We start from the raw sequence: 21,910 nt of genomic DNA, 5'->3' as shown, positions 1-21,910 counted from the left end.
TCAGGCCGCCACCATGGCCGCCTTGAAGGTCAAAAAGCTCAGCAACGAACTCCAGTTATCCCTCCTGTAGTGGCACGCTGACTAGGTCAACCTAGTCAAATCAACCACTTACAGCATTTGGTGTCGAACTCGGGTGGCCCGAGCCGCATCGTCGGCGATGACCTGAACGAACGCACTCAAATCAGGCCAGTATTTCAGATCGAACTGGCGTGTGAGAGCGTTCAGTTTTTCCTTTACCCAGCTTTGGTAGCTGTAGTTCTGTTCAGCGGATGCATGGATCACGTCTACTGGGTGGTAATGCGTGTCGCAGGAAAAGCCAGAGTGGTTTTTCAGCGTTGTACGTTCGCTCAGCAGGCTGGCAAGCTCCGACGCTTTTTCCTGAATTGCTAGATTTACCTCGACCAGCCTGTTTCTGCCTTCACGCGCTTCGATATTGGCCTCTGGGCTCCAGAATGCTGCGGTGCTTTGCAAGAGGTCGAAGAACACCTTCAGCGCATGAGGATGCTCGTGCAGCTTGTTGAAGATCTCTTCGTAGGCTTCGTTCAGTTCGAGCCCACGCGCCAGAAGTCGGTCAATGACTTCAACCTCGCTGGGCAGAATGGCCTTCTCAATTTTGTCGCTTCGATCTGCTGCCAGCAAGGCCTCGCAGATCGCACGCGCGTTTTCCTGGGGTGTGGATTCAGTTGCCATGCTGGCTCCTCATTGATGTAAGCATAAGCGTACAGAGGTCCCGAAAATCTGTCGGTACCTGAACACGCGAAGTTCTCCGGGCGCTCAGGTACCCATTTGGCAGATAGCTTCGAGTTCGTTGAACTCTACTGAGCCTTTTAGGCTGTTGGCAGGGCGGCTCGTGGCAGTGCTCGCCCTGCAGCCTTGCCGTTTTTGATCCAGGTGGTTTTCTTCTGAGCGAGGCGTATGCCCGGGGACCGGTAGCAATAGAGCGTGGAGATTCGCTTGATATTCTTGATGAATGCAAGTGACGTCAGTTCGTAGAGACGCGGTAGCGCTTGAACAAAGCCTTGAAGAACGCTTTCACGTCCATCTTCGCGGAGTTCGCCTGCAACTCTGCGGCCCCGAAGCGAAAGACTTCATAGCCCGCGAGTTTGAGTTCGCGGTCGGCCTTGACCATCTGCGCGTAGCGTTGCGCGTCAGCGCTACCCTTCGAGTCTGCATAGTGGTGCTTTCCATCGACCTCGATGACGACCCGTACGCCCTGCGGCAACAAGAGCAGGAAGTCCATGCGAAACCGTAGAAGTGCATCCGGCCCTCGCTCCTTGACCGTGCGCGGGTCCCAGTGCAGCCAGACCTCAGGCAGTAGCGCGGGCAAATTCGGCACCGCGCTGCGGAAGCCTTCAAAGAAGGCATCGAACAGCAAGGTTTGTGGCGGTGAGTTGGAAGGCAGGCTTGCTTTGAGCCGAGCGTACAGTGAGCGCTTGGCCTGCGTGGCATCGAAAATCTGCTCAGTCTCGCCCCACCATTGCTGCAGGTCGTTCCAGCGCAACCCGTCGTTACCAATAGGTCTGTCATAGACGAGCACCTTGTCAGCATTGGTGACAATTTCGACATCGTTGTCCAGAGCATCGCGAAAACGCAAGTCAGGTTTCTCGGGCGAGGCGAAGATGAGATTTTTTGGCCTACCCTTGGCCGTCGCGAGCAATGAGACAAGGGAAAAGACTGGGTAGCCGCCCTCGGCGTCGGTCTCGCGCAACTCGACACCGCAACTGCGCAGCGGCTCGTTGACGCAGGCGACGAAGTGGCGTTGCGCGGCCTCGTCAGGACGCACGTTGGCTGAAGCCAGCCCCTCAAGGAACAGCGCGAAGCGCCGATCGGAGGCTTCATACGCGCCGAGCTTGTCGAACAGCACTTCAGACGACCAGTCCTCGGAGTTGCGATGGACGTGCTGCTGGATTTCGGCGCGTAACCCCGTGGGCTTGCCACCTAACAGGTGCATCCAGTCATCCGCATCCAAAATCCAAAGGCTTTCTAATAGCTCATCAAACCTGCGAGCATCTCCATAAAGATTCTCGGAATTGAGCCTGCGCGCAACCTCTCGCCGATGGCGCTTCGGAATGGGTGGGCAGGAGCTATCGGTCCAGAGAAGGTCTTGAATCTGATTCCGCGTGGCGGCGCTGGGTGGATGGCGAACGAGCAGTTTGCGTGCAACCGCTGGCAGATCTGTGTCTGCGACCGCATCGAAGCTGGCGGTCATGCGCTCTCGCTTGGAGCCATCGGAGGCAGGTGCGGGCATCCCCAACTCACCGCAAATCGTGGGAAGCATGGGGTGTGTGCCGGCATCCTTCAGGGCCGCTACCAGGGGCTCCAACAGGTTGCGAAGTCGTGCGTAGTCCATGGTGAAAGCGTAACTCACTGGCTGGGCGTGCGCGTCCGCTACTGGCCAGCGAAGTGGCGTGGGTGGAGAGTTTGGATGAATACACCCCATGGAGAAAGGAAAATGGGGTTGCAGACGTACCGGCGTGGCGATAGCCTAGTTGGTCCGAGGTGCCCACATGAGAAACCCAATTTTCTTTGGCTTTGTCGCTTTAGGTGGTTTGGTCGGCTTGTTCTCAGCCGCAATGGACGATTGGGGCACAAGGGTAGTCATGATCGGTGTTGGGATGCTTTTTGGCACAGCTATCGGCGGGGCGCTGACTCGCGTCCGCAGAATGAGCAGGAGCTTGAGGCAGGGCGCCGATTCGATCCCCGGGATGGGGGTGACTTCAGAGGATTTGGCCGCGAACTACTGGCGTGACAAAGGGCACCCGCCGTTTATGAAGCCACCAGAAGGTGACTTGAATCCGAATATGAGCGGACCGGATGGTGATTCGGCCTGACTATTTTTTGAGAAGGTCTTTCACCACGCCCATGGCGTTGTCGGCGGTCGCTCCTGCATCCTTGACGACTTGCTTACCAGACTGCTTGAGCAGTGATTTCTTCGAGGCTATTGTTCCGTCATTGGTCTTGACGATCTCCGCTTTGGCATCGAAACCGGTTTGATCAGCAATTGCCGTTGCTCGTATCTCTGTGCCTCGGGTCTGAACCTCTTGTCTAGTCGATGATGGCTCTGGGGCGGGGGCTGGTTGGCCTGCACGCGCAGACTTGCCGAAACGAGACACCTGTCGATCGTTGCTGCGATGGCGATCATCAAGCTCCGGCTTCAAGGCTGTGTCGGCCTTTTCTTGCCGATGTTGAGCCTGAATGTCCTCAAACGAAGTTGGCAATGCCGTGCCATCGGAGAAAACCCGATTGGGCTTGAGTGCCTGCCTGGCCAGTTCTGAGGCCATCAAGGCCTGCGCCGCTTTGCTGTCGCCCCCGTATTGCTCTGCATAGCGAGTGAACATCGCTAGGTTATGCGGATCCTGCGCAATGTCGATGGTGATGGTTTCGCCCTTTTCATACGCGGAGGTCAGGCGCTCGGACAGTGCGGTGCGTTCAGCAAGGCTCGCCTCCGCACGTTCAGATCGCGTGGCCGTGTTCGTTAGCCTGGACGCCATGTCACGGGCCTCTCTGGAGTCGCTGCTGATGGTGTTGACGAAGCTCGAATCTCGGGAGACGCGATCACCGAATTGCTTGAAGTCAGCTATTTGCTCGCTGGTCAAACTGCTCAATACCTTGCGTTCATCGGCGGATAGGCCCGACAGGTAGCTCTTGTCAGCGCTGGCATTGGCTTTTGCACCAGCGAAGCGCCCGTCAACACCTACATGTCCAGACGCACCAAATGCGATGCGCGCCACTTGAGACTGTGAAAGCCCTGTGCTGTCGGCGATGCCCTTGGAGATCTGGTCTAGGCGATTGAGTGTTTCTCCAAATTGCTCGAAGCTGCTGGACGTGGATCCGCTGCTGCTGCGGCCAGAGCGAAGGCTGCTCAGTCCTCGCGTGAATGCTTCGGAGAGGGCTGTGGATCGATCCGAACTGGCAGCCAAGGCTTCGCTGCGTGCCGCAGTGACCTGTCTGCTAGCGTCGGACACATCCTGTTCAGACACCCGCATGGATACCACCCGCGAAGCAAACCCCTGGTTGCGCAGCAAGCTGACGGCAGTTCGCCCGGTCAGGCTGTTCGATGAGAAGGTGTTGCCACTGAGGTCATTTTGCCAACTGCTCATGAACGCCGAGGTTCGGTTCGGTGCCAGTTGTGCCTGGTCCATGGTGACGTTGCCCATGTTCATGTTGCCGGTGGCAGCAGATGCTGTGCTGCCGGTCAGCATGCTTTGCAGGCCGGACAAGCCACCCACCAGGGCGGTCCCGACACCCTCCATCTTCTTCAAAGCCGCCCAGGCAATGACAGGAATGCTGATCGCAAGGTAGCCCACGACAGCCTCGCCAGAGATGGCGCCCGAATAGATCGTCGAGGCGGTTTGCAAAGACAGGGCCTTGGTGCCCGTGCCGATGTCCGAAGCCGCAGCCAGATCGTAGGCCGCGTAGATGGACGCCATGTAGTTCAGCACCGCGTACAGCGGGGGCCACAGTTGGATCCAGATCAGGATGGCAGCGTAGCCTTTGAAGGCCAGCATCGTGTCGCGCCCGCTGGTCAGCAGCAAGAGCAGCACCATCAAGGGGAACAATGCGTAGGTGAGCGCTTCAATGACGTTGCGGAACACGGGCAAGGCTTGCTCGGCCACCTTGCCATTGTTGATCCACGCGGCGTTCTGCTGAGCGACGGCTTGTGCTCGGCCAACGGCCAGAACCATAGCCGCCGGATCGTTGACCTTCTGCCCGACGATGGTGCTGGTGTCGTTGATCGCATTGAGCATGGCGCTTTGGCGGATCAGGTCGGCAGCGGTGGTGGCCGCATTGGCGATATTGTTCTTGATGTAAGCCTGCTGAATCTGGTTGGCGATGACTGCTGCGGCCGCAGCACCAGGCAGGGTGGGGTTTAACTGGAAGGCCAGGCGGCCCTGAATCTGGTTGATCTGCGCTGGTAGCCGGCCATTGAGGTTTGTGTAGATGTTGGGGCAGGTGTCCACATTGATGCCCGCAGCACTGGTGACCGTGCTGAAGCGTGCAGGATTGGGCGTGGCCATGAGGGGCCAGACATCTGCGGATGTCGAGAACACGGCGGGACCAATCGTGCCGTCGATCAGGTCATACATCGTGCAGTTGTGAATGAAGTTGATCAAGTCAGTACGGAAGTTCGGATCCTGGAACGTCACCTTACTGGTGCTCCTGATCAGCCGGTTGCCAAACATCAGGCCGTTCTTCTCGTAGGTGAGTTCGCTGGGCAAGGCGCCTGGGCCGGGAATGGTCTGGAAGGCGGTTTCGAACAGAGCTGTCAGGGTATGGCCGATGGTGCTGGTGATGCTGCCGAGCATGACCATGCCGAAGGGCACGTTGGCCACGACCTTGACCGGGGCTCCGCCTGTCTTGTCCACGATGCCCACGGTGGCCCTGGGCAGGATCAGGATGGAGAACACCAGCAGCACTGTGCCCAGCCACTTCCAGCCTTGCAGCTTCTCAGGTGCAAAGGCGTAGGCGATCAGGGCGGCCACGAAGCCGCAGAAAGCCACGGCGGCAACGGCCGACATGTAGTCGCCCGAGGCGTGGATGGCCGCTGCTGCATTGAAGACGCCGAACATGCTGTCCGCGTTCTGGTAAGCATAGATCTCCCACATGGCATCCCCTGTGGTCGGTGAAAGTCAACGAGCCATGTAAGCAGCCTGCTGCCCAAGCATGTCCATCACGTGCTGCGGCATGCTGGATCGCAATTGCCGCTCCAACTGTTCCAGGTGGCTGGAGACAGCCCGGTAAGAACCGACCTTCTGATACAGGAGGTTCTTCTCTTGAGAGAGTTGCTGCAGCATGACCAGGGCGCGTTGACGAATCTGGACCGCCTGTTCGCGCTGTGTCTTTTGCAGTTGATAGTCCTTGTCGAGCGCGGCCAGGCCGACGCGCAGATTGCGCTCCAGGAACACATAGGCGTAGTCCGCTGCGATCACGTCGCGGTATTGGGCGATGAGGCTGTCTGCCAAGCCAGAACCTGGGATGGTCGCACCCACTGACAGCATTTTGTAGACCGGCTCGGTGGTCTGGTTGACGAAGCCGACCTCGGCCGAATTGTTGGGAATGGCGGTGCGGGTGGCGATCTTCTCTGCAATGGAGCGCATCAGTGTCTCGACTTTGGCGGTGAATGGCGTGTGCGTGTAGGTGGTGTTGAGGGTCACGGCATCACAGTTCACGTAGTCATTGCACTTGAGCAGGTGCTGGGTGACGTTCACACCGGCCCCGGCGCTCTGACCATAAAGCAATTGGCTGATCGAGGTGAGTGTGGCGGCGATGGGTTCCGGGTCGCGGGCGGCTTCTTCCGGGTAGTAGATGACGGTGCCCACCATGCTCATGATCAGTTCACGCTCCTGATCGTCCAGGGAGACGCCGGTGTACTTCAGGGCCTTCCAGGTCAGGTTGCCCACGAAGGGCGCCTTGTTGCGCACATTGGCATCGCCTGAGGTGCGAGCCGAAGCGAGGATGCTGGGCCGGTCGGAAGCGCAACGCCTGCGTGCAGCGTCACGGTCGCTTTCCATGCCCATCTCGATGGCGAGGTCTGCGCAGGTCTCCTGCGAGCTGTATCCCGTGGCCTCGGCCGCCGTGCTGACGATGGCTTTGGCCGTTTCGCAAGAGTTGATGCGTGCGTTGTTGATCCAGGTCTCCAGGCCCTTGGCCCACTTGCTCAAGCCACCCAGGAGTGGTGAGACGGCTTCCAGTGCCAGTTGAAAGGCGATGCCCGGCAGGGCAGCGGTGATGTTCTTGAGCATGTTCTTGAACTCGGTGGCCGAGATGTGCGAGAACGATCCGCCGAACACATCGATGCCACCGCAGCCCGCCTTGGCGCTGGGGAACTGAATGGCGGCGAGTTGGTACACCTTGTTGGGGGAGCGCATGAACAGACTGCCGCCGGTGTAGGTGTTCATGGTCTGACCACGGAAGGCGCCAGGTGCGGTGTAGTTGCCAATGGCCCCCAGGTTGTTGAACATGCTGTTCACTTCGGCATTGAGGTCCCCGGCGTGCAGAGGCAGCGGCGATGCGATGACCAGCACGGCCTTCAGGGTGGCGACTAGTCGTCTCCAGAGCGGTGCCGTCGGCGTGGGTGTCTGAATCATGATCTGCTCCTATTGAAGAACGACTTGCCTGTTCACGCTGGGCAACATGGCCTGGGCAGCAGGTGTGCTCACCGTGGTGATGCGCTCCAGCAATTCGGATTCGGACAGCACGCCAAAGCCAATGGGTGTGATTTGCCCGGTGTAGGGCTGGGCGAGAAACACCGCTGGCACCTGGGTGACCTTCAGGGTGTTGGCGATGCCGTTGTCGGCTCGGGCATCTGCAAAGCCAGGCATGGGGCCGCCATCCACGCTGATGGCCACCACCTTGATGCCGTGGCGCGCCTCGAAGGCCGTCAGCGTGGGGGCGAAGGCGTGGCAGTACGGGCAGTCACTGCGGAAGAAGAAGAACAGGACGTGGTCCTTGCCCAGTGAGGTGATGGACTGGGAACGGCTGAGCAACTGGTCCCGGTCGAACACCTCCAGCGCCTTGGCGTTGACTGGGCGGCCATGTACGGTGGGGTCCAGCTCCGGTGTGGCCCAGGCGACGCGCTGGGCGACGTCGGCGAAGTAGGACGCTCTGGCCACAACCTTGGCCTCCAGTTCCATGTAGCGGCGCACATTGGCCTCGGTCGGCCGCATGATCGCAATGTTGCGGTAGGACTCGACAGCCTTTTGCAGTCGCTCGAATTCGACCAACTCTGGCGCTCTGGCCGGGTGGGTTGATGGTGTCGGGGCCGCTGGTGACGTGGGCGGTGGCAGGGCGGGAGTCTTGGGTTGAGCCTCAGGTGTGTCGCGTACCTCGGGTTCGGGGTCTTCGTAGAAGTGCCATCCTCGCCATGCATCTGACCAGTAAGGCGCGGCAATGGGCTCGTCCAGCTTGGACGAGGCTTGCGCTTGTGCCTCGGGCGCTGCGTTGAGGCAAGCGAAGGCGAGGAGGGCTATGCTGGCAAGGAGTCTGAAAAGACCTGAGCGAGACGCCCATGACGGGCGAGATGGGCGAGGCATGTCAATCTCCTCATTGCAGCGACTTGGGCGGCAAGCCATCGAGGCAGTAGTTGATCCCGAACTCGATGGATTGTTTGCGAGGGGCCTGGGCACCAGGCAACCAGACACCGTCTTGCCAGAAGGTCACCTTCAGGCGGCTGCAACCAGGCTGGCGGTAGCGCTTGTCGGTGGTGACGTCGATGGAGATGGGGGTGTTGGCCTTGAAGCGCTGGCTGATGGCGTCGGCAGATTCGCCTGTCAGCGTGCCGTGCGCCTGTCCGTCTGGCGCTTGCAGTGCCATCACCATCAGCACCCTGGCGTCCTTGACAGGCATGCGACCGACGAACGGATCGGGCGATCGCTCAGGCGTTTGCGTTTGTGTTTGTGCTTGGCAAGTCAATGCAAATGCCATCGCCATCGCCGTGATGGCATTGAACTTGATCGGTGTCCTGAGATGCTGTGTCATTGGCAACGCCCCTGTCCGTAGTAACAGTTGGGCACCTTGGCGCTGTTGCCGCTTTGGATGGCACCCAGGTTCGGGATGTTGGGCACGATGGAGGCGTAGAACTCGGTGAGGTCCATCGCTGCGAAGTCCAGGCTTTGCAGCTGAGGGATGGTGAAGCCCGAGCAGTCCGGGTTCTGGCCGCTGCCCCAGCCCTTGCCAATCTGCATGCGCCCCTGCTCATTGACTATCCGGGCGAGTTTGCTGTTGAAGCAGCATTTGCCTGTGGTGTGCTCCAGGCACGACACGCAGGCACCAAGAACGCGAAGACACGATGAGCACCATGACCCCGTGGCGTGGCACAGCCCCGCGCCTTCTCTCATGGCCAGCTTGCCCTCTTCTTCATTGCAGGACATCATCGACATGACGATGTAGATCACCACAGCGATGGCCAGCGACCAGGGGTCGAACGCGACCACCATGCTGTCGCCTGCATAGAGCACCGACGATCCGGCGGGCAGAGCGGTGCCGTTGACGGCCACGGTGACGCCGTAACTGGTGAAGGAGCCGCTGAAGCCGCCGCTGGTGAGCAGTGCGGACATGCCCTGGTAGATGAACTCCCGGTTCTCGGAGTTCATCAGCACGTCGTAGACCAGGCGTGAGCCCACACCGAAGGTGCTCTGGTTGCTCATCCCAGCGCCAGCGCTGTCCGAGTCGCAACAATCTTTGAACAGCCGGTCTCGGCAGTGGTTGCCTTCGCCCTTGAAAACCTGCATCAGCTTGGTGTCCAGGTACACACCGGCTTCTCGGGCGGCTTCCAGCATCGACATGGAGCGGGCAAAGTCCGCGTCGTTCGTGTAGCTCGTGTTGAAGCAACTGTCACCCAGACAAAAGACATTGGATGGGCAGTTGGTTGCTGTCGTGATCGTTTGGGCGCTGGCCGGGCAGGTGTAGCTGTCCAGGTAGACCTCGCACATGCCTGTGGCAGCGTTGGTTTGCTTGCATGTGCTGCTTCCCAGCGTGCAGCCTTGGCTCAGCAAGGGGGCGCATTCGTCTGTGAGGGCACCGGATGTGCAAGAAAGGGTGCGCTCGTAGGACCAGCAAGCGCGGGTGACGGCTCGGCCATCGATCACCTTGGTGGCGGGGCCATCCACGCACCTGTCGGCTGTGGTGACGGTGCAGCGTCCGCCTGCTTCGAGTGGGGCGCTCTTGTCATCCCAGACATCGGTTTCGATGTGGTTCATGGTGGGCTGCTGGAAAGACAACGGGATGCTCCAGCCAGAAGCGCCGACCAGGCTGGCCGCCCCCGCATCCTGAGCACAGCGGGTCTCTGTGCGGCTGACCACGACAGAGGGGCCGCTGTCACAGCCCATGCGGGGGCGGGGCATGGTGAGCGTGAAGCAGCGATCGGCCGGGCCCGCCGATTGGATGCGGCTGGACCAGTAAGCCTGCAACTGGTCGCCGCGCACGGTGCCCGTTGGGCAGGCATAGACCGGCGTGCCGAACTGGAAGTTGTAGTTGCACTGGCCAGATGAGCAGCCGGATCCAGGCATCATGACCACCTTGAAGGGGCGCCAGCAATGGCCACCCCAGTGTGGTGAGAGGTCGGTGACGAATGTAGGTTGGGTGGCTGGCGTGCTGGGCAATTCCAGGTTCTGCCACCCGACGCAGGCCCCGTTGCCACCGGCAGCGTAGAAGCGAAATTGCTGCAACTGGTCGGTGCGGATGCGGCATTGGGCTTCGGCCACCATGTAGTCGGCACCGTTGCGATTGGCTTGACCATGCGCAAACCAGTCGCCAGCTGTGCAACTGGGGACGAGTTCGACTTGCACCGTCAGATCCCGCCGGGTGGCGTAGTTGCCCACACCGTTGTAGCGTTGGCACTGTTTGGTGACTGCGCCTGCTGGTGTGATGGCTGGGGAAGGGACGTCGGCGGTGGCGCAGCCGCTGTAATAGGAGGAGAGGCTGCCAAGGGCCAGAGACGGGTTGGCGGCGATGTCCCGCGCGCCCATGACTGCGGGGTCGTGGGGCGAAATGGCAGGGCGTGGCGTGTTGGCCGAGTTGAGCGCGCCGCGTTGGGCCTGGCACACCGGGTCATCGGGCGTGCTGGTGCAGGCGGTGAGGCGCGCGTTGGCCGGGCCTGACAAGCTGGGTTGGCCGTAGTAGGCCGCCTCAGCGGGCGTGCGGGTGTATCCCGGCACATTGGCCGTTGCATTGGGGGTGCTGACCGTGCCCCGAATCACCGGGTTGGCCGCTTGACCGGCGGCGGTGCCTTCTTCGTGTGGCCCAGCCAGGGCCATCGTCTGCGCCATGACGAAGCACCAGAGGGTGAAGCAGGTGACGAATCGGCGCAGCATGACGATCCCTAACCCTTGAGCCGTTGGATGAAGGCGCCGGCATCCTTGCTGAAGCGGGGTGTGCGGTGCTGAATGTGGCCCAAGGCGTAGTCCAGGCTCACGTCTCCGGCCAGGCGGACATAGTCATTGGGGGGCGCACAACTGCCTCGGCCACCATCACCACAGGGCGTGCTGTCAGCGCCCTCACGCACCAGCACAAAACTGGGCACCTGTGTGATGGCGTAGCGCTCGAAGGCTTGCGGATCGATCTGGAAGGCCACAGACTGACCGGCCAACAATGCCTGTGTTCGCGCGACGGTGTCACGGAGGGAGCCATTGAGCAGGCCTCTGATCAGCAGGGATGCTTTGGCGCGTGCCGCTTGGCTGACCAGTCTCTTGAGGGTGGCCTCGGGCATCGACAGGCTGATGAACACCATCAGGATCGGGCCACCACTCATGTCCTTGCCCACCCCGGTGCCGGGGGGCTGGGCGGTTTTCATCTGCAGGGCGTAGGCTTTGGACAGCGCTTCGAGGTCCACAGGCACTTTGGCTTGGGGCTGCGGGAGCGCATCAATTCTTGGTCCCGCTGTGTTGGGCACACGTTCCAAGTCTGCGGCGCTGGGCACGCCGTGCGCTTTCCGAGCACGTTCGATGTCCTGGTCCGTGATGGTGGGTTGCGCGCGCCTGGCCCGAGCGATGTCTGCTTCGGTGATGACCGGTGTGGTTTGGGCCTGTGCGCTCAGTGCAAGCAGCATGGACAGGCCAAGACCGAAGCCCCAGCGTGAAGGTTGATGGAAGTCAGAAGCCGACACAGCAGTTCCTTTTGCGAAACAACATGAAGGCGAAGTCTTCGCCGCGCACCGGGTATTCCTTGCCGGCCCCCCAGATCACGGTGCTGCGCCCGAAAGGCTGGCAGCACCTGCCGCCGTCCTTTTCGGTGTTGGGGATGGGGTAGGTGAGTTGTGTCTTGTAGGCCGTCTTGTCCATGACGGGCTCGAAGTAGGGGCCACACAGGCCGGGCGTGCCATGCCATCCCCAGGCGATCAACTCGCGGTGCATCTTGGTGGTCAGGCGCTGGGCCAGCAGAACGGCCGTGCGAACACCGCCCAAGTGGTAGGGCACTTGGCCATCCAGCGGGTAGATGCCGCCCTGGCATCCTGCGCACCAGAACAATTCCTTGATGCCAAAGCCCTGTGAGGCGGCCACGCAATCGGCGGCGCAGGCGGCAATCGCGATGGGGTTGGCGAACAACACCGCATCCGGGTTGAGGATCAGGGTCAACTCGTCGTCGTTCCACAGCGGATCGACCTCGGTGAGATAGGCCAGATCGAAGCTGCCCTTTTCCAGGCAGGGAAAGTCGGTCACGACCTCCAGCCAGTACAGCATCGGGTTCACGTAGAAATGGGCCTGGTAGAAACTGCCGCCATCGCCGTCGCCTTCAGCGTGGGTGAAGCGGGCGGCTTCCGGGGCGGGCAGGCCCGGGTTCAGGTCGATGCCGCCCAGTGAGGTCAGGCAGAACGGCTTGCGCACGACTTCGACATGGCGAGCCGGTTCCCAAAAGCCGATAGACAGACCGATGACCGGGTTCACGCCGCAACTGCACACAGGGCTGCCTGGGTTGGCAATGTCTTCCTGGCCGCCGAAGTTGGCGATGGGGATGCTGCCCAGGCTGATGGGCAGGATGCAGCTCCAGCAGATGTCGGTGACGGGGTTGGGGAACTTGCCTGTGCAGGTGGCGATGCCCGCCGCGTGGCTGTGCTGGCTGGTCATGGCCAGCAAGCAAATCAACAGGATCGCCGCGATGTGATCCCACGATTGACGCCATCTTGCTTTTGGGGTGGATCGGGTCATGGTGTCACCTCCAACTCATCCACGCGCAGGCGCTTGCCTTCCTGCGAGACCAGAGCGGGCACCTGTGCGATGCCCAGGCGCCGGGTCAGCACACCTTGCTGGTCGTAGTAAACCGGCGTGCGCCAGGCTTTCATCAGGTCCAGGTAGGAGCCAGCTGTCAGGATCGCCTTGAGCTGGCCCTGGTAGCGCTGGATCAACTCCCGAGCGCGGCTCACCTGCCGTGCATCACGGGCGTCGAAGAACAGCAGGTGTCTGGACAGGGACACCACGTCCAGCGGGTTGTGGCGCGAGCCAGCGGCAAACATCAGGTGCCCCTGGGGATCCAGGATGTTGCGATCCAGCGTGAAGCTGGGGTCGAAGTAGAAGGTGCGCGGCTGTTGCGTGGTGCGCAGCCCGGCCACAGGCTGTGGCTGGCGCACGGCCTGAATGCCGCGCTCACGGGCTTGGTCCTGCAGTCGAGCCAGTTCGCCATTGGCTTGCTTTTCTCGCAGGCGTTGCGCAATGAACTCCAGCAGGTTGGCTTCGCTGATCGGATAGGTCGGACCGATGCTGCCCAGGTCCACGCCCCAAGCGCATGAGCCCGCACCTGTGCATGCCATGGTCAGCAGGCAGGCCATCACCATCAACTGTGGGCTCTTGGGCTTCATGGCTGACCCCGAGCGTCGCAACGGATGCGTTGAGCGAGTTGGCTCAGCAGGGCATCACGCTGCGCCAGTTGGCTGGGGTGGCTGGCGCTGACCATGCCCATGAGGACCGGGTCACCGCTGCCCTGGGCAATGGCCTTGCGCAACGCCAGCGCGGTGAGGGGCCGCCCGCAGCGTTGCGCGAACGCACGCAAGTAGGCCTGAGCGCCGTCGCGCGCGGCAGGCGAGATTTGGGCCAGCAGTGCCAGGTAGTCCTCCAGAGGCACATCGTCTGGCGTGGACGCAGGCGTGCTTGTGCTTTGAGTGACTGGGCTGCTGTGGGCGCGACTTTCGGCCAGTTGCTGGGGCGGCCTATTGGGCGTGGTCTGGGCCTGAGCGTGGGTTGCAGATGCCAAACCAGCGATCCAGATGCACAGGATCAAGCGAGGCGCCGAGTGGCGCACGTCATTGCGGCCATTGCGGCACTTGCGGTGTTGCTGGAGGTGGCATGGACGAGCTTGCATGTCATGCTCCTCAGAACAGGGGCCGAACGAGCCCGATGACCTGCTCGGCGCGGACCAGACCGCTGCTGCGGTAGCGCGAGTCGAAGCTGTCGGGGCTGCTTCCCTGGACGTAGTAGCTGCCCGGTGGGATCACCGTGGGCAGAATGGGATCGAGTGCACGGTGGTCAAAGGTTTGAGATTTGGCATGCCCAACTGCCTCGCCGTTGATCAACACCCTGCGGTCTTGGACGGTGATGGTGTCACCGGGCAGGCCCCTGACCATCTTGAAGAAGGGCTGGCCGCGCAGGCCCGGGTATTGCTGCTTGGCATCGCCCGCGAAGGCGAACAAGATGTAGTCGCCACGGTGCAAGGTAGGCGGCGCAGCCTGTGTCCCGGTCACGCCAAATGTCGTGAGGTAGGCTACGCGGTAAGGCAGGCTGGGCGTCCAGTTGAAGACAATGGGCAGGCGTGGGGTGGGATCCAGGAACAGCCGGACGTAGGCCAATGCCCAGATGGCGAACACCGGAAGATAGAGGTACCAGCGGCGCCTCATGTGGGCCAACTGGTCGACAAAAGATTGCCGGGCTTGACGATAGCTTCGCACAGGCCAGGGCATAGGGGGCGGGATGCGGACGATCTGCAAGGTCATGGCATCCCCACTTTCTGGCGCAACTGAGCGGTCAAGTCCACGGTGTGCGGTGTGGGCCCGGCCACAGCGCCTTTGAGCACCACCAAGCATGCGCAGTCGCGGGGCAATTCCTCCAGTGCAATGGGCAGGCGTTGGGCGAAGGTGCGTGCCATCAGCATGGCGTTTTGCCGATCGTCTTCCGAGCCCGCCTTGGTGAGCAGTTGTGTGAACTCGGCTTCCTTTTGCCGGTACACCTCGGCCACATCGACCATGCCGATGCGCAGCGCTGGGCGCACCACCGTGCGGTCATAGAGCAGCAAGGCGGCAGCGACTACGATCAGGGTTAGCAGCAGTTGCACCAGGGCAGGGATGAAATCAGGGGCTTTCATACGGTGTGCCCCCGGCGCCGCAGCAGTTCGGTGATGGCGGCATCGATGCTCAGACCTTGCGCGCGCAGCTCGTCGATGGGCGCGTTGTCCTCCAGCTTGTTGGAAAACAGCAGGTGCGTGGCCGGATCCAGGATGTTGCGCGCCACCCCTTCGCCCACCGGGGAGGAGATGTACAGCTCGGAGTACACGCCCGCCTCGGTCCTCAGTGAGTTCAACAAGCGCTTCTTGGGCTCGTCCATGGTCAGTCGGCCCTTGCGGTCCAGCATCTCGATGGATTCGGGCTTCTGGCGCAGCAGGAACACCCAGTCCGAGCAGTTGAACGCAGCTTCCATCTGGGCCGAGCCATAGAAGTCGTCGGCGCTCTGGGTTGCCGTGCCCAAGGCTCCGCCGTATTTGCGGGCGCGCCGGGCCGCTTCCTCGATCACGGCGGCCTTGACGGGGTCATCGGCACCGATGTCGCCGAGTTGCTGCTTGAGCTCGTCAATGAACAGCACCTTGCGCCGGTTGCGGCTGAGGTACATCTCGCCGGTGATCTGGTGCAGCAGCAGGATGTTCACAACGGCGTGCAGGTCGGGGCGGCGCTTGAGTTCCTCGTTTTCGATGACGATGAAATCGTTGCTGAAATCGACGTTGCTGGGCCCCTCGAAGAAGCGCTCGTACTGGCCGCCCCGGGTGTAGGGGTTGAGCATCACGGCCAGGTCCTTGATGCGCTGGTCGTTGACCAGGCCAAGGGCTTCGATGTTGCCGGTCTTGAAGGCCTCGCGCAGGGCCGTGATGGTCAGGTCGTTGCCGTGCTCGGCGAACAGCTTGAGCACCATGGCCGAGATGGCCTTGTACTGCACCTCTTCCAGCGTGTGCTGCATGGAGCACATCTTGGAGATGGCCGGCACCAGCATGTCGATGTCCTCGTGGATGTCAACGATGTTGGTGAATGGGTTCAGGCAGATGTCCACATCGGGGCGGAACTCGATGTAGGTGCCCTTGGCCTTGCGGCACAGCTTCTCGAAGGAGCGGCCCAGGTCCAGCATCCAGACCTTGGCATCGATGGCCCGGTAGGACCAGGCCATCTCGTTCATCAGCACGGACTTGCCCGAGCCCGGTGCGCCGATGATCGCGAAGTTGTAGTTGCCCAGGTCGTTGTCGAAGATGTCCAGGGTCATCAGCTGCCCACGGCGCCCGCCGAACACCAGGGCAGGTGTGCGTGTGCCGCGCCACTCGGCGATCAGGGGAGCCAGGTGGATGGCGTTGGCCATGGTCTTGCGCGAGACGCGACGCATCTTGGCCAGGTCGCTATGAAAGCGTGGCGTGAGGGTCATGGGCAGGCTGGCCAGCAGCGCCTGGCGGTGCATGTACACGTCGGCATTGAGCTGAAAGCCCCGACCACGCCAGATGGCGTTGGCTGCTTCGTGGGCCGCCACCGCCTTGCGTGGTGGCGAGAAGATGGCCAACTGGTGGTACAGGCTGACTAGGCTGCCACCGGTGTCGATGGCCTGGGCGGCGGCGGTCCAGTCCTGCAGTTTCTTGCCCACGTCCGGCATCACGTCGGCCATCTTGCTTTTGGCGTTCTGCGTGGCGCGCACATGGTTGGCGGTGACCGTGGCCTTGGTGGCATTGGGGTCGAGCACATGCACGCCCATGGTCAGCAAGAAGGGCGCGCTGTACTGCAGGGCGGGCTGCATCAGGTCGCCGATCAGCGAGCCCATCTGCCACAAGGCGAAGCGCTCCGGGAAGGACTTGATGGAGTAGAAGCGCGCCTCCAGTTCGTCCGATCCGGTCTCCTTCCACAGGCGCAGGCCGCTGGGGGTGGGATCCTGGATGGTGTCGAAGTCGATGATCTGGTCGCGCAATTCGCGCCCGTCGTCGTAGTGCAGGTCTGGCGCGTCGGTCTGCGAGATGCGGTCAGGGTTGGTGAACAGCGCGCACCAGTTGATCAGGTCGGCGGCGTCGCAGACACGGTTGGGCAGGGAGGCCGAGCGCAGCGTGGAGGCCATGGACTCGCGCTGGGCCATCACCTCTTCGCGCTTGGTCATGTCCTGGGCGTCACCGGGCAGGGTGACGCTGAGCATCAGGCGGAAGTCCCGGATCGTGTAGTGAAAGCCCGAGGTCAGCGAGGATTGCGCCCCTCGCAGCAGGTGGCCTACGCGTTGGCGGGCCAGGGTGTGGAAGAGGTTGTCGTTGCGGGCAGGGCGCCCCCAATGCTTGGCCTTGTCAGCCTGGTCTTCGTCTTCCACTCGCAAGTTGGCGTAGCGGCGCAACTGACCGCGCACGTGAGGTGAGGCGAACAGGTGGAACTGGATGCCCGCGCCCGTCGGGCAGTTGGCGTACAGCGAGATCAGCACCTCGGCCATGCGTTCATCTGCGCCCGACTGTGGCATGACCTCCAGCATGAAGCCCAGGCCATCGCGGTTGACGAAGATCTTTTCATCGGCGAGGTACGCAGAGTAGGGCAGCCACGCGGCGAATTGCTCTGCCGGTGTGTCAGGCGGCGCGCCCAGGCCCATGGCTTCGAACAGGCCTGGGCGTGCGGGCCTGCGCACGGTGCGAGCCCCCTCCATGGAGACGCTGGCTGCTGTCGTGACTGTTGAAGTGGCTGTGGCTGAGAGGTTAGGCATGGCGCAACCTTTGAGAGCGTTCAGTTGCTGGGGGCAAGGTTGTCGGTGGGCGGTAGCAAGGGGCCGGTGTCAGGACTTTCGGAGTTGTCCGGGGTGTAGGGAGGCAAGCGCTGCTGGCCAACGGGCCGCCCAGGCGATGTGCTCGGTTCTGGCGTGGCGGGTTTGACAGGGGCGCCCATTGGCGGTCGTATGGGTGCATAGGCGTCGCGGATCTGGCGCTGAGCGTGGTCGATCAGCCACTGACCCGCATCGATCTGGACATAGACATAGCCCTGGTCATAGAGGTCGCGGTCGGCGTCTTCCCAGGGCTTGAACCACAGCCTCAGGATCCGGGCCGATGAGCGCAGAGGCAGCGCCAGGCTGGGGGACTGCGCCACGGGCGGGACAGTGGCTTTGGCGGATGTCAGCGCTGGTGCAAGGCGAGGCTGTGGCGACTCGGGTGGGGGATCGGTGCCTGGCGCGCCATGGGATTTGGCGGCCATGCGGCGCTTGGCCACCTGGGCGGGCAGGTTGTCCTGAACGGCGTTGGCATAGGTGCCCGATACCGACGTGCAAGTCACCCCGTCCGGGGCTTTGCAGGCGTAATCGGAGCTGCCGCCCAGGCCGGATAGGTTCATGCAGCCCGACAAGCTCAGCAGCATGCAACCCAGAAGCCAGATCGGGCGCACGGGGTGGGGGCGGGTAGCGACGTGACCGTGGGCGTTCATGGCTGAACCTCCGAGGTGGCCAGGTTCAGGCGGGCCTGGATCACCTGGTGATCGACGTAGCCTTCGGTGCGGCTGCCATCTGCCCAGATCAGGGTGGGCGTGGCTTGAACACCCAGGCGTTGCGCCAAAACCAGGTTGCGGGCCACGGGGTGATCGCATCGCACTGGGGCATTGATCACGGAGGTATCGCCCTGCACCATGTAGCGCTGCCAGGCTTGAGCCCGGTCCGGGGCGCACCAGAGGGCGATGGGCTTGGCCTCACCCTGAAAGGGCAGCATGAAGGTGTAGACCGTGACGTTGTCGATCCGGGCCAGCTCCGGTTCCAGTTGTTTGCAATAGCCACAGCCCGGGTCGCTGAACACGGCGATCTGCCGCTGGCCGTTGCCCCGCACGGTCTTGATGGCGTCTGCCAGTGGCAGTTGGTCAAAGGCAATAGGGGCTGATGTTGGCGCCGATGTCGGTGCTGATGTTGTTGCAGGCGTAGCGGGTGCCATCGCGCCCTGCCTGGCCGCCAGGGCCAGCCGTGGCCCGGTGATGTCGGTCATGGTTTGTGTGTCAAAGACATGGCCGAACACGAAGTAGCGTGGCTGGCGGGCCGACACATAGGCCACGTTCCCGTTCATCCAGACTTCGTACAGCCCGCCAATGGGCGAAGGCAGCACCTGGGTGAAGCGCGTGCTGGGGTTGGCCTTCCTGAGTGCGGCCAGGAGGCGAGCCTCTTGCGATGGCGGGGCGCCTGCCCAGGCGATGCCATTGACCAGCATCGTGAAGAGTGCCCAGATCAGCGTCGCGGCCTGAAGCCTGCCTCGCAGAGGCGGGCGCATGTCAGTAGTTGTCATCATTGGCGGCTTTCAGGTAGCGGTCTTCGGGGGCGGGCTCAGCCGAGCGCGCCAGCGTGCTGGAGGGGGTGCGGCTGGTACTGGTGTAGGCGTTGGCCGACATGGGCACGTCGATGCGCACGCCCTTGGTGATCACCACATCGACTTCGCGGCTGGCATCGATTTCAATCACCGGAAACGTGTTCTCGGCGAGCTTGATGTAGTACTGGGCCAGGCGGTCCAGGGCCTTGCCGACACCGGTGCCGATGCCTGCGCGGTAGGCGTCACTGCCGCTGCCACCGCTGCTGGCGATCGTGCCCAGGGCCGAGGTGCTGTAGGTGGTCGATGAAGTCGCCAGGCCCTGGCCGATGCCACTGACCACGCCCGCCAGCAATGCATTGGCCAGCATCTGGCCTTGTTTGGTGACCAGTCGCCCGCGCATGCCCACCTTGCCGTCTTCGCCATAGACGCTGCCCTGGATCTTGACTTCCAGCGTGGCGCCGTCCGAGCGGACACAGGACAGGTTCTCGGTGCGCAGGTAGGCGCGCTCCGAGCTGATGTCGCCGTAGCCTGCCGCGATCACGAAGCAATCGCGGTATTCCCCCCGAAAACGGTTGGGCAGGACCGAGTTGTCCGAGAGCCGGATCAGGACCGGATGCGGGTTGGACTGGGCCTGCCCGCCCGTGGGGGCATCCAGGCCACCAAGTAAGGTGCCGCGCGTGAAGCTGACGGGCAGGAAGGTCGAAACGGTGCGGGTGTCGGCTGTTGACGGTGATCCAGGCGTGGCATTGTTTGTGGTGCTTGCCGTGGCGCCTGTTGCAGCGGCCTTGGCCGATTCCCGGTCCACCAGAGAAACGCGCGTCAACACCGGGGCATTGAAAGGCATGTCCTGCGGTGCCATGCCCGGATCACCGAGGGGCATGGCACCTGCGGGCGATGTGCCGGGCGGCAGCGGTGGGGGAATGTTGATGCTCTGCCCATGAGGATTTGCATGGGGCAGAGCGGTGGACGCCGGGGCTGGTGGAAGGGGCAGGCTGGATGCCGGTGGCATCGTTGGGGGAGCGGGTGTGCTTGACGCCGTCGCAGTGTTGGGTGCCGAGGGCGTGCTGGCAGCCTGGCTGGCCGAGGTGAGTTTTTGCTCCAGTTCGGCAAAGCGCTGCATGGTGCGGGCCTCGAATGCCTGCCGGTCCTTGTTGAGCCGGGTCTGCTCATCGCGCTCGTTCTCGTACTGCGCCAGCTTGCGTCCTGCAGTGCCCACCCATTGGTCTACCGGGTTGACCTGCTGTCCCGGCGGCATCACCCCGATGTTGGTGACCGTGGCAGGCTGCGCGCTGCCGTTGTTCTTGGCGTCTGTGGTGGGCGAGCGCGTGTCGGTGAGGGCGAAGATCAGCCACAGCAGGCCGACACCACATACCAGGATGGCGGCCAGGGTGACGTACTGGCGCTGCCGTGGCGACAGCCTTTGAAGGGCGCTGCCCATGGCCCCCTTGATGCGGTCTGGCAACCCGGTGACACGGCCGTTGGCTGCTTGGTCGAAAGGCGTGTTCATCGCATGGCCTCCTGCCGGATCACAAACACATTCGTGGTCTCTCCGGGTTGCAGGTTGTGGTTCTCGATGGACACACCCATGACCTGGGCGCCTTCGCGGTCGAATTCCTGCTCGGCCAGCACCATCAAGGTCGAGCTGATGTTTTGAAGCAGGTATTTCTCGCCGACCAGGCCTCGCCCTTCATAGCGGCGCATCAGGGACAGCCTCGCTTCGAGCCACAGGGGGACGAGGCGGTTGACCTCCTCGACCCGCACGTCAGGAGGCACCCGGTCCGAGGCCATCGCCACCAGCAAGGCCTTCATGGCGCGGATGTGGTTGGCTGAAGGGCCAGATGGACTTGGGTTCGCATTGTCCGGCTTCAGCAGCCTTGCACTGGGATCCCGGATCACGATGGTGTCTGCAGGAGTGTCCGAGCGATGCAGCAGCAGCGTGTAGGTGGCTTGGGTGCTGGAGACAAACAGGTTGATGGGCTTGCTGGATTTGCCCACGGGGCGGATGTAGACCTCGCCCTTGTCCTTGTCGCATTCGAGGACCAATTCACCCGTGGGGTTGATGGCCGGGCTGTTCTGAATATTGGTGCCGGGGAGAGGGGCGCCACTGGCCAGGGAGCTGGTCAAGGGGACGGCGGCTGCCACGTTGGCACAGTTGCTCGAATAGATGTTGCCAAACACATCGGTGATGGGCGCGCCATCGATGCGGATGCGTGTGGGCTCCTTGATCGACACCATGGCCTCAACGGAGACACCGTCGCGGGCTTCGACCAACTGGAGCGCCCTGACAGGGCTTGGTGACGTTGCCATCCCAACGGCTGTCACCATGGCCAGCAGCAGGCTTGCCTGTGCCTTGGAGGGCTGCTGGCGTGGCTTGAGATCAGCTCGCATTGGGAACCTCCTTGAAGGTCTTGAGGTGCATGCGTGCCCCGTTGAAACTGAACTCGATCAGGTAGGCCTTGAGGTCGTTGGCGGTCTCAAAGCCATTGACCAGGGTGCGCAGTCGGCCACGCACCACCACGCTTTGCTTGTCTTCGCTGGGCACCAACTGCTGCGGCATGAACATCGTGCTGGCGTTGATGCGCTTGAGCCTTTCAGCCTCGACCTCCTGCCGGGTCTTGAGTGCGCCGTACTGGTCGGGCTCCACATAGCCGAGCAGGATGCTTTTCTTCCAGTCGATCGATGAAGGTGTGACGTCCAGCACCAGCCAGGCCATGAAGCCGCCCATCTGCTCCAGGTATTCGCCACTGGCCTTGTCTCGGCTGACCCAGAAGGTCTTGTCGATCGTGGGCGGCACGACCACCGTGCGAACCGTGCCGATCAGGTTGAGGATGACGAGCAGCGCCACGACATGACCGGTGGACAGCACGCCCACCGCAAGCCCCAGGCTGCGGTTGCGGCGGCGCATCTCCTTGATGTCGCTGTTGAGTCGCTCGAAGTCCATGGCGTG

At 62.3% G+C, this 21,910-nt stretch carries 20 protein-coding genes; 1 reads left to right on the top strand and 19 read right to left on the bottom strand.

Annotation, left to right across the window (positions count from 1 at the left end):
- Nucleotides 1-108 precede the first annotated feature (108 nt).
- Both ABG80_RS00755 and ABG80_RS00750 read right to left on the bottom strand, forming a co-directional pair.
- The gene (locus ABG80_RS00755; protein WP_058085887.1) at nt 109-690 is read right to left on the bottom strand and encodes a hypothetical protein; all 582 of its coding nucleotides are present in this window, start codon (nt 688-690) and stop codon (nt 109-111) included.
- Between the two features lie 292 nt (nt 691-982).
- Nucleotides 983-2,350, bottom strand: coding sequence for an AbiJ-related protein (locus tag ABG80_RS00750; RefSeq protein ID WP_058085886.1), 1,368 nt, complete (start codon nt 2,348-2,350; stop codon nt 983-985).
- A 157-nt stretch (nt 2,351-2,507) separates the two neighbouring features.
- Between ABG80_RS00750 and ABG80_RS00745 the strand changes: the two genes are divergently transcribed.
- A complete protein-coding gene (locus tag ABG80_RS00745; RefSeq protein WP_058085885.1) occupies nt 2,508-2,831 on the top strand; it encodes a hypothetical protein in 324 nt (107 codons plus the stop codon).
- Here the strand turns inward: ABG80_RS00745 and ABG80_RS00740 are convergent, their stop codons facing one another.
- The 17 genes from ABG80_RS00740 to traE form a co-directional block, all read right to left on the bottom strand.
- The gene (locus ABG80_RS00740; protein WP_058085884.1) at nt 2,832-5,606 is read right to left on the bottom strand and encodes a conjugal transfer protein TraG N-terminal domain-containing protein; all 2,775 of its coding nucleotides are present in this window, start codon (nt 5,604-5,606) and stop codon (nt 2,832-2,834) included.
- A 24-nt stretch (nt 5,607-5,630) separates the two neighbouring features.
- A complete protein-coding gene (locus ABG80_RS00735; protein ID WP_058085883.1) occupies nt 5,631-7,088 on the bottom strand; it encodes a conjugal transfer protein TraH in 1,458 nt (485 codons plus the stop codon).
- A 9-nt stretch (nt 7,089-7,097) separates the two neighbouring features.
- Nucleotides 7,098-8,033, bottom strand: a complete 936-nt coding sequence (traF, locus tag ABG80_RS00730) for a conjugal transfer protein TraF (protein WP_058085882.1) — start codon at nt 8,031-8,033, stop codon at nt 7,098-7,100.
- Nucleotides 8,034-8,043: 10 nt separating this feature from the next.
- Nucleotides 8,044-8,424, bottom strand: coding sequence for a hypothetical protein (locus ABG80_RS00725; RefSeq protein WP_235513699.1), 381 nt, complete (start codon nt 8,422-8,424; stop codon nt 8,044-8,046).
- 50 nt (nt 8,425-8,474) lie between these two features.
- Nucleotides 8,475-10,811 (bottom strand): type-F conjugative transfer system mating-pair stabilization protein TraN, encoded by a 2,337-nt coding sequence (gene traN, locus ABG80_RS00720; RefSeq protein WP_058085880.1) that lies wholly within the window; start codon nt 10,809-10,811, stop codon nt 8,475-8,477.
- 8 nt (nt 10,812-10,819) lie between these two features.
- Nucleotides 10,820-11,602: a type-F conjugative transfer system pilin assembly protein TrbC gene (trbC, locus tag ABG80_RS00715; RefSeq protein ID WP_235513698.1), complete on the bottom strand. Its 783-nt coding sequence runs from the start codon at nt 11,600-11,602 to the stop codon at nt 10,820-10,822.
- Entirely contained in the window at nt 11,589-12,560 is a 972-nt protein-coding gene (gene traU, locus ABG80_RS00710) for a conjugal transfer pilus assembly protein TraU (protein ID WP_235513700.1), read from the bottom strand. The genes trbC and traU overlap by 14 nt, the downstream gene beginning before the upstream one ends.
- Nucleotides 12,561-12,637: 77 nt before the next feature.
- On the bottom strand, nt 12,638-13,288 hold the full coding sequence (traW, locus tag ABG80_RS00705; protein ID WP_083505688.1) for a type-F conjugative transfer system protein TraW: 651 nt from the start codon (nt 13,286-13,288) through the stop codon (nt 12,638-12,640).
- Nucleotides 13,285-13,788 carry a hypothetical protein gene (locus tag ABG80_RS00700; protein ID WP_058085877.1) on the bottom strand — a complete coding sequence of 168 codons (504 nt, stop codon included), beginning with the start codon at nt 13,786-13,788 and terminating at the stop codon, nt 13,285-13,287. The genes traW and ABG80_RS00700 overlap by 4 nt, the downstream gene beginning before the upstream one ends.
- A gap of 10 nt (nt 13,789-13,798) precedes the next feature.
- Nucleotides 13,799-14,320, bottom strand: a complete 522-nt coding sequence (traF, locus tag ABG80_RS00695) for a conjugative transfer signal peptidase TraF (RefSeq protein ID WP_235513697.1) — start codon at nt 14,318-14,320, stop codon at nt 13,799-13,801.
- Between the two features lie 92 nt (nt 14,321-14,412).
- Nucleotides 14,413-14,754, bottom strand: coding sequence for a hypothetical protein (locus ABG80_RS00690; protein WP_235513696.1), 342 nt, complete (start codon nt 14,752-14,754; stop codon nt 14,413-14,415).
- A gap of 26 nt (nt 14,755-14,780) precedes the next feature.
- The gene (traC, locus tag ABG80_RS00685) at nt 14,781-17,396 is read right to left on the bottom strand and encodes a type IV secretion system protein TraC (protein WP_235513695.1); all 2,616 of its coding nucleotides are present in this window, start codon (nt 17,394-17,396) and stop codon (nt 14,781-14,783) included.
- Between the two features lie 20 nt (nt 17,397-17,416).
- Nucleotides 17,417-18,103 carry a type IV conjugative transfer system lipoprotein TraV gene (gene traV, locus ABG80_RS00680; RefSeq protein ID WP_058085875.1) on the bottom strand — a complete coding sequence of 229 codons (687 nt, stop codon included), beginning with the start codon at nt 18,101-18,103 and terminating at the stop codon, nt 17,417-17,419.
- Nucleotides 18,100-18,942: a DsbC family protein gene (locus ABG80_RS00675; protein ID WP_152987394.1), complete on the bottom strand. Its 843-nt coding sequence runs from the start codon at nt 18,940-18,942 to the stop codon at nt 18,100-18,102. The genes traV and ABG80_RS00675 overlap by 4 nt, the downstream gene beginning before the upstream one ends.
- Complete coding sequence (locus ABG80_RS00670; protein WP_083505685.1) at nt 18,929-20,470, bottom strand: TrbI/VirB10 family protein; 1,542 nt, start codon at nt 20,468-20,470, stop codon at nt 18,929-18,931. The genes ABG80_RS00675 and ABG80_RS00670 overlap by 14 nt, the downstream gene beginning before the upstream one ends.
- Nucleotides 20,467-21,351 carry a type-F conjugative transfer system secretin TraK gene (locus ABG80_RS00665; RefSeq protein WP_058085873.1) on the bottom strand — a complete coding sequence of 295 codons (885 nt, stop codon included), beginning with the start codon at nt 21,349-21,351 and terminating at the stop codon, nt 20,467-20,469. Before ABG80_RS00665 ends, ABG80_RS00670 begins: the two co-directional genes overlap by 4 nt.
- Nucleotides 21,341-21,904: a type IV conjugative transfer system protein TraE gene (traE, locus tag ABG80_RS00660; RefSeq protein ID WP_058085872.1), complete on the bottom strand. Its 564-nt coding sequence runs from the start codon at nt 21,902-21,904 to the stop codon at nt 21,341-21,343. The genes ABG80_RS00665 and traE overlap by 11 nt, the downstream gene beginning before the upstream one ends.
- Nucleotides 21,905-21,910 lie beyond the last annotated feature (6 nt).

The sequence above is a fragment of the Aquabacterium parvum genome, assembly GCF_001447195.1.
Taxonomy (GTDB): Bacteria; Pseudomonadota; Gammaproteobacteria; order Burkholderiales; family Burkholderiaceae_C; genus Aquabacterium; species Aquabacterium parvum.
Note: the sequence above shows the minus strand (reverse complement) of the source record. Positions and strands in the feature narration are given on the sequence as shown.

Bases quoted from the DNA above. Each gene is read 5' to 3' on its own strand.
- ABG80_RS00755 (WP_058085887.1), bottom strand. From the start codon at position 690: ATGGCAACTGAATCCACACCCCAGGAAAACGCGCGTGCGATCTGCGAG.
- ABG80_RS00740 (WP_058085884.1), bottom strand. From the start codon at position 5,606: ATGTGGGAGATCTATGCTTACCAGAACGCGGACAGCATGTTCGGCGTC.
- ABG80_RS00665 (WP_058085873.1), bottom strand. From the start codon at position 21,351: ATGCGAGCTGATCTCAAGCCACGCCAGCAGCCCTCCAAGGCACAGGCA.
- ABG80_RS00670 (WP_083505685.1), bottom strand. From the start codon at position 20,470: ATGAACACGCCTTTCGACCAAGCAGCCAACGGCCGTGTCACCGGGTTG.
- ABG80_RS00700 (WP_058085877.1), bottom strand. From the start codon at position 13,788: ATGCAAGCTCGTCCATGCCACCTCCAGCAACACCGCAAGTGCCGCAAT.
- ABG80_RS00750 (WP_058085886.1), bottom strand. From the start codon at position 2,350: ATGGACTACGCACGACTTCGCAACCTGTTGGAGCCCCTGGTAGCGGCC.
- traU (WP_235513700.1), bottom strand. From the start codon at position 12,560: ATGACCAGCCAGCACAGCCACGCGGCGGGCATCGCCACCTGCACAGGC.
- ABG80_RS00725 (WP_235513699.1), bottom strand. From the start codon at position 8,424: ATGGCATTTGCATTGACTTGCCAAGCACAAACACAAACGCAAACGCCT.
- traF (WP_058085882.1), bottom strand. From the start codon at position 8,033: ATGCCTCGCCCATCTCGCCCGTCATGGGCGTCTCGCTCAGGTCTTTTC.
- traF (WP_235513697.1), bottom strand. From the start codon at position 14,320: ATGAGGCGCCGCTGGTACCTCTATCTTCCGGTGTTCGCCATCTGGGCA.
- ABG80_RS00735 (WP_058085883.1), bottom strand. From the start codon at position 7,088: ATGATTCAGACACCCACGCCGACGGCACCGCTCTGGAGACGACTAGTC.
- traE (WP_058085872.1), bottom strand. From the start codon at position 21,904: ATGGACTTCGAGCGACTCAACAGCGACATCAAGGAGATGCGCCGCCGC.
- traC (WP_235513695.1), bottom strand. From the start codon at position 17,396: ATGCCTAACCTCTCAGCCACAGCCACTTCAACAGTCACGACAGCAGCC.
- traV (WP_058085875.1), bottom strand. From the start codon at position 18,103: ATGAACGCCCACGGTCACGTCGCTACCCGCCCCCACCCCGTGCGCCCG.
- traW (WP_083505688.1), bottom strand. From the start codon at position 13,288: ATGAAGCCCAAGAGCCCACAGTTGATGGTGATGGCCTGCCTGCTGACC.
- ABG80_RS00745 (WP_058085885.1), top strand. From the start codon at position 2,508: ATGAGAAACCCAATTTTCTTTGGCTTTGTCGCTTTAGGTGGTTTGGTC.
- traN (WP_058085880.1), bottom strand. From the start codon at position 10,811: ATGCTGCGCCGATTCGTCACCTGCTTCACCCTCTGGTGCTTCGTCATG.
- ABG80_RS00675 (WP_152987394.1), bottom strand. From the start codon at position 18,942: ATGACAACTACTGACATGCGCCCGCCTCTGCGAGGCAGGCTTCAGGCC.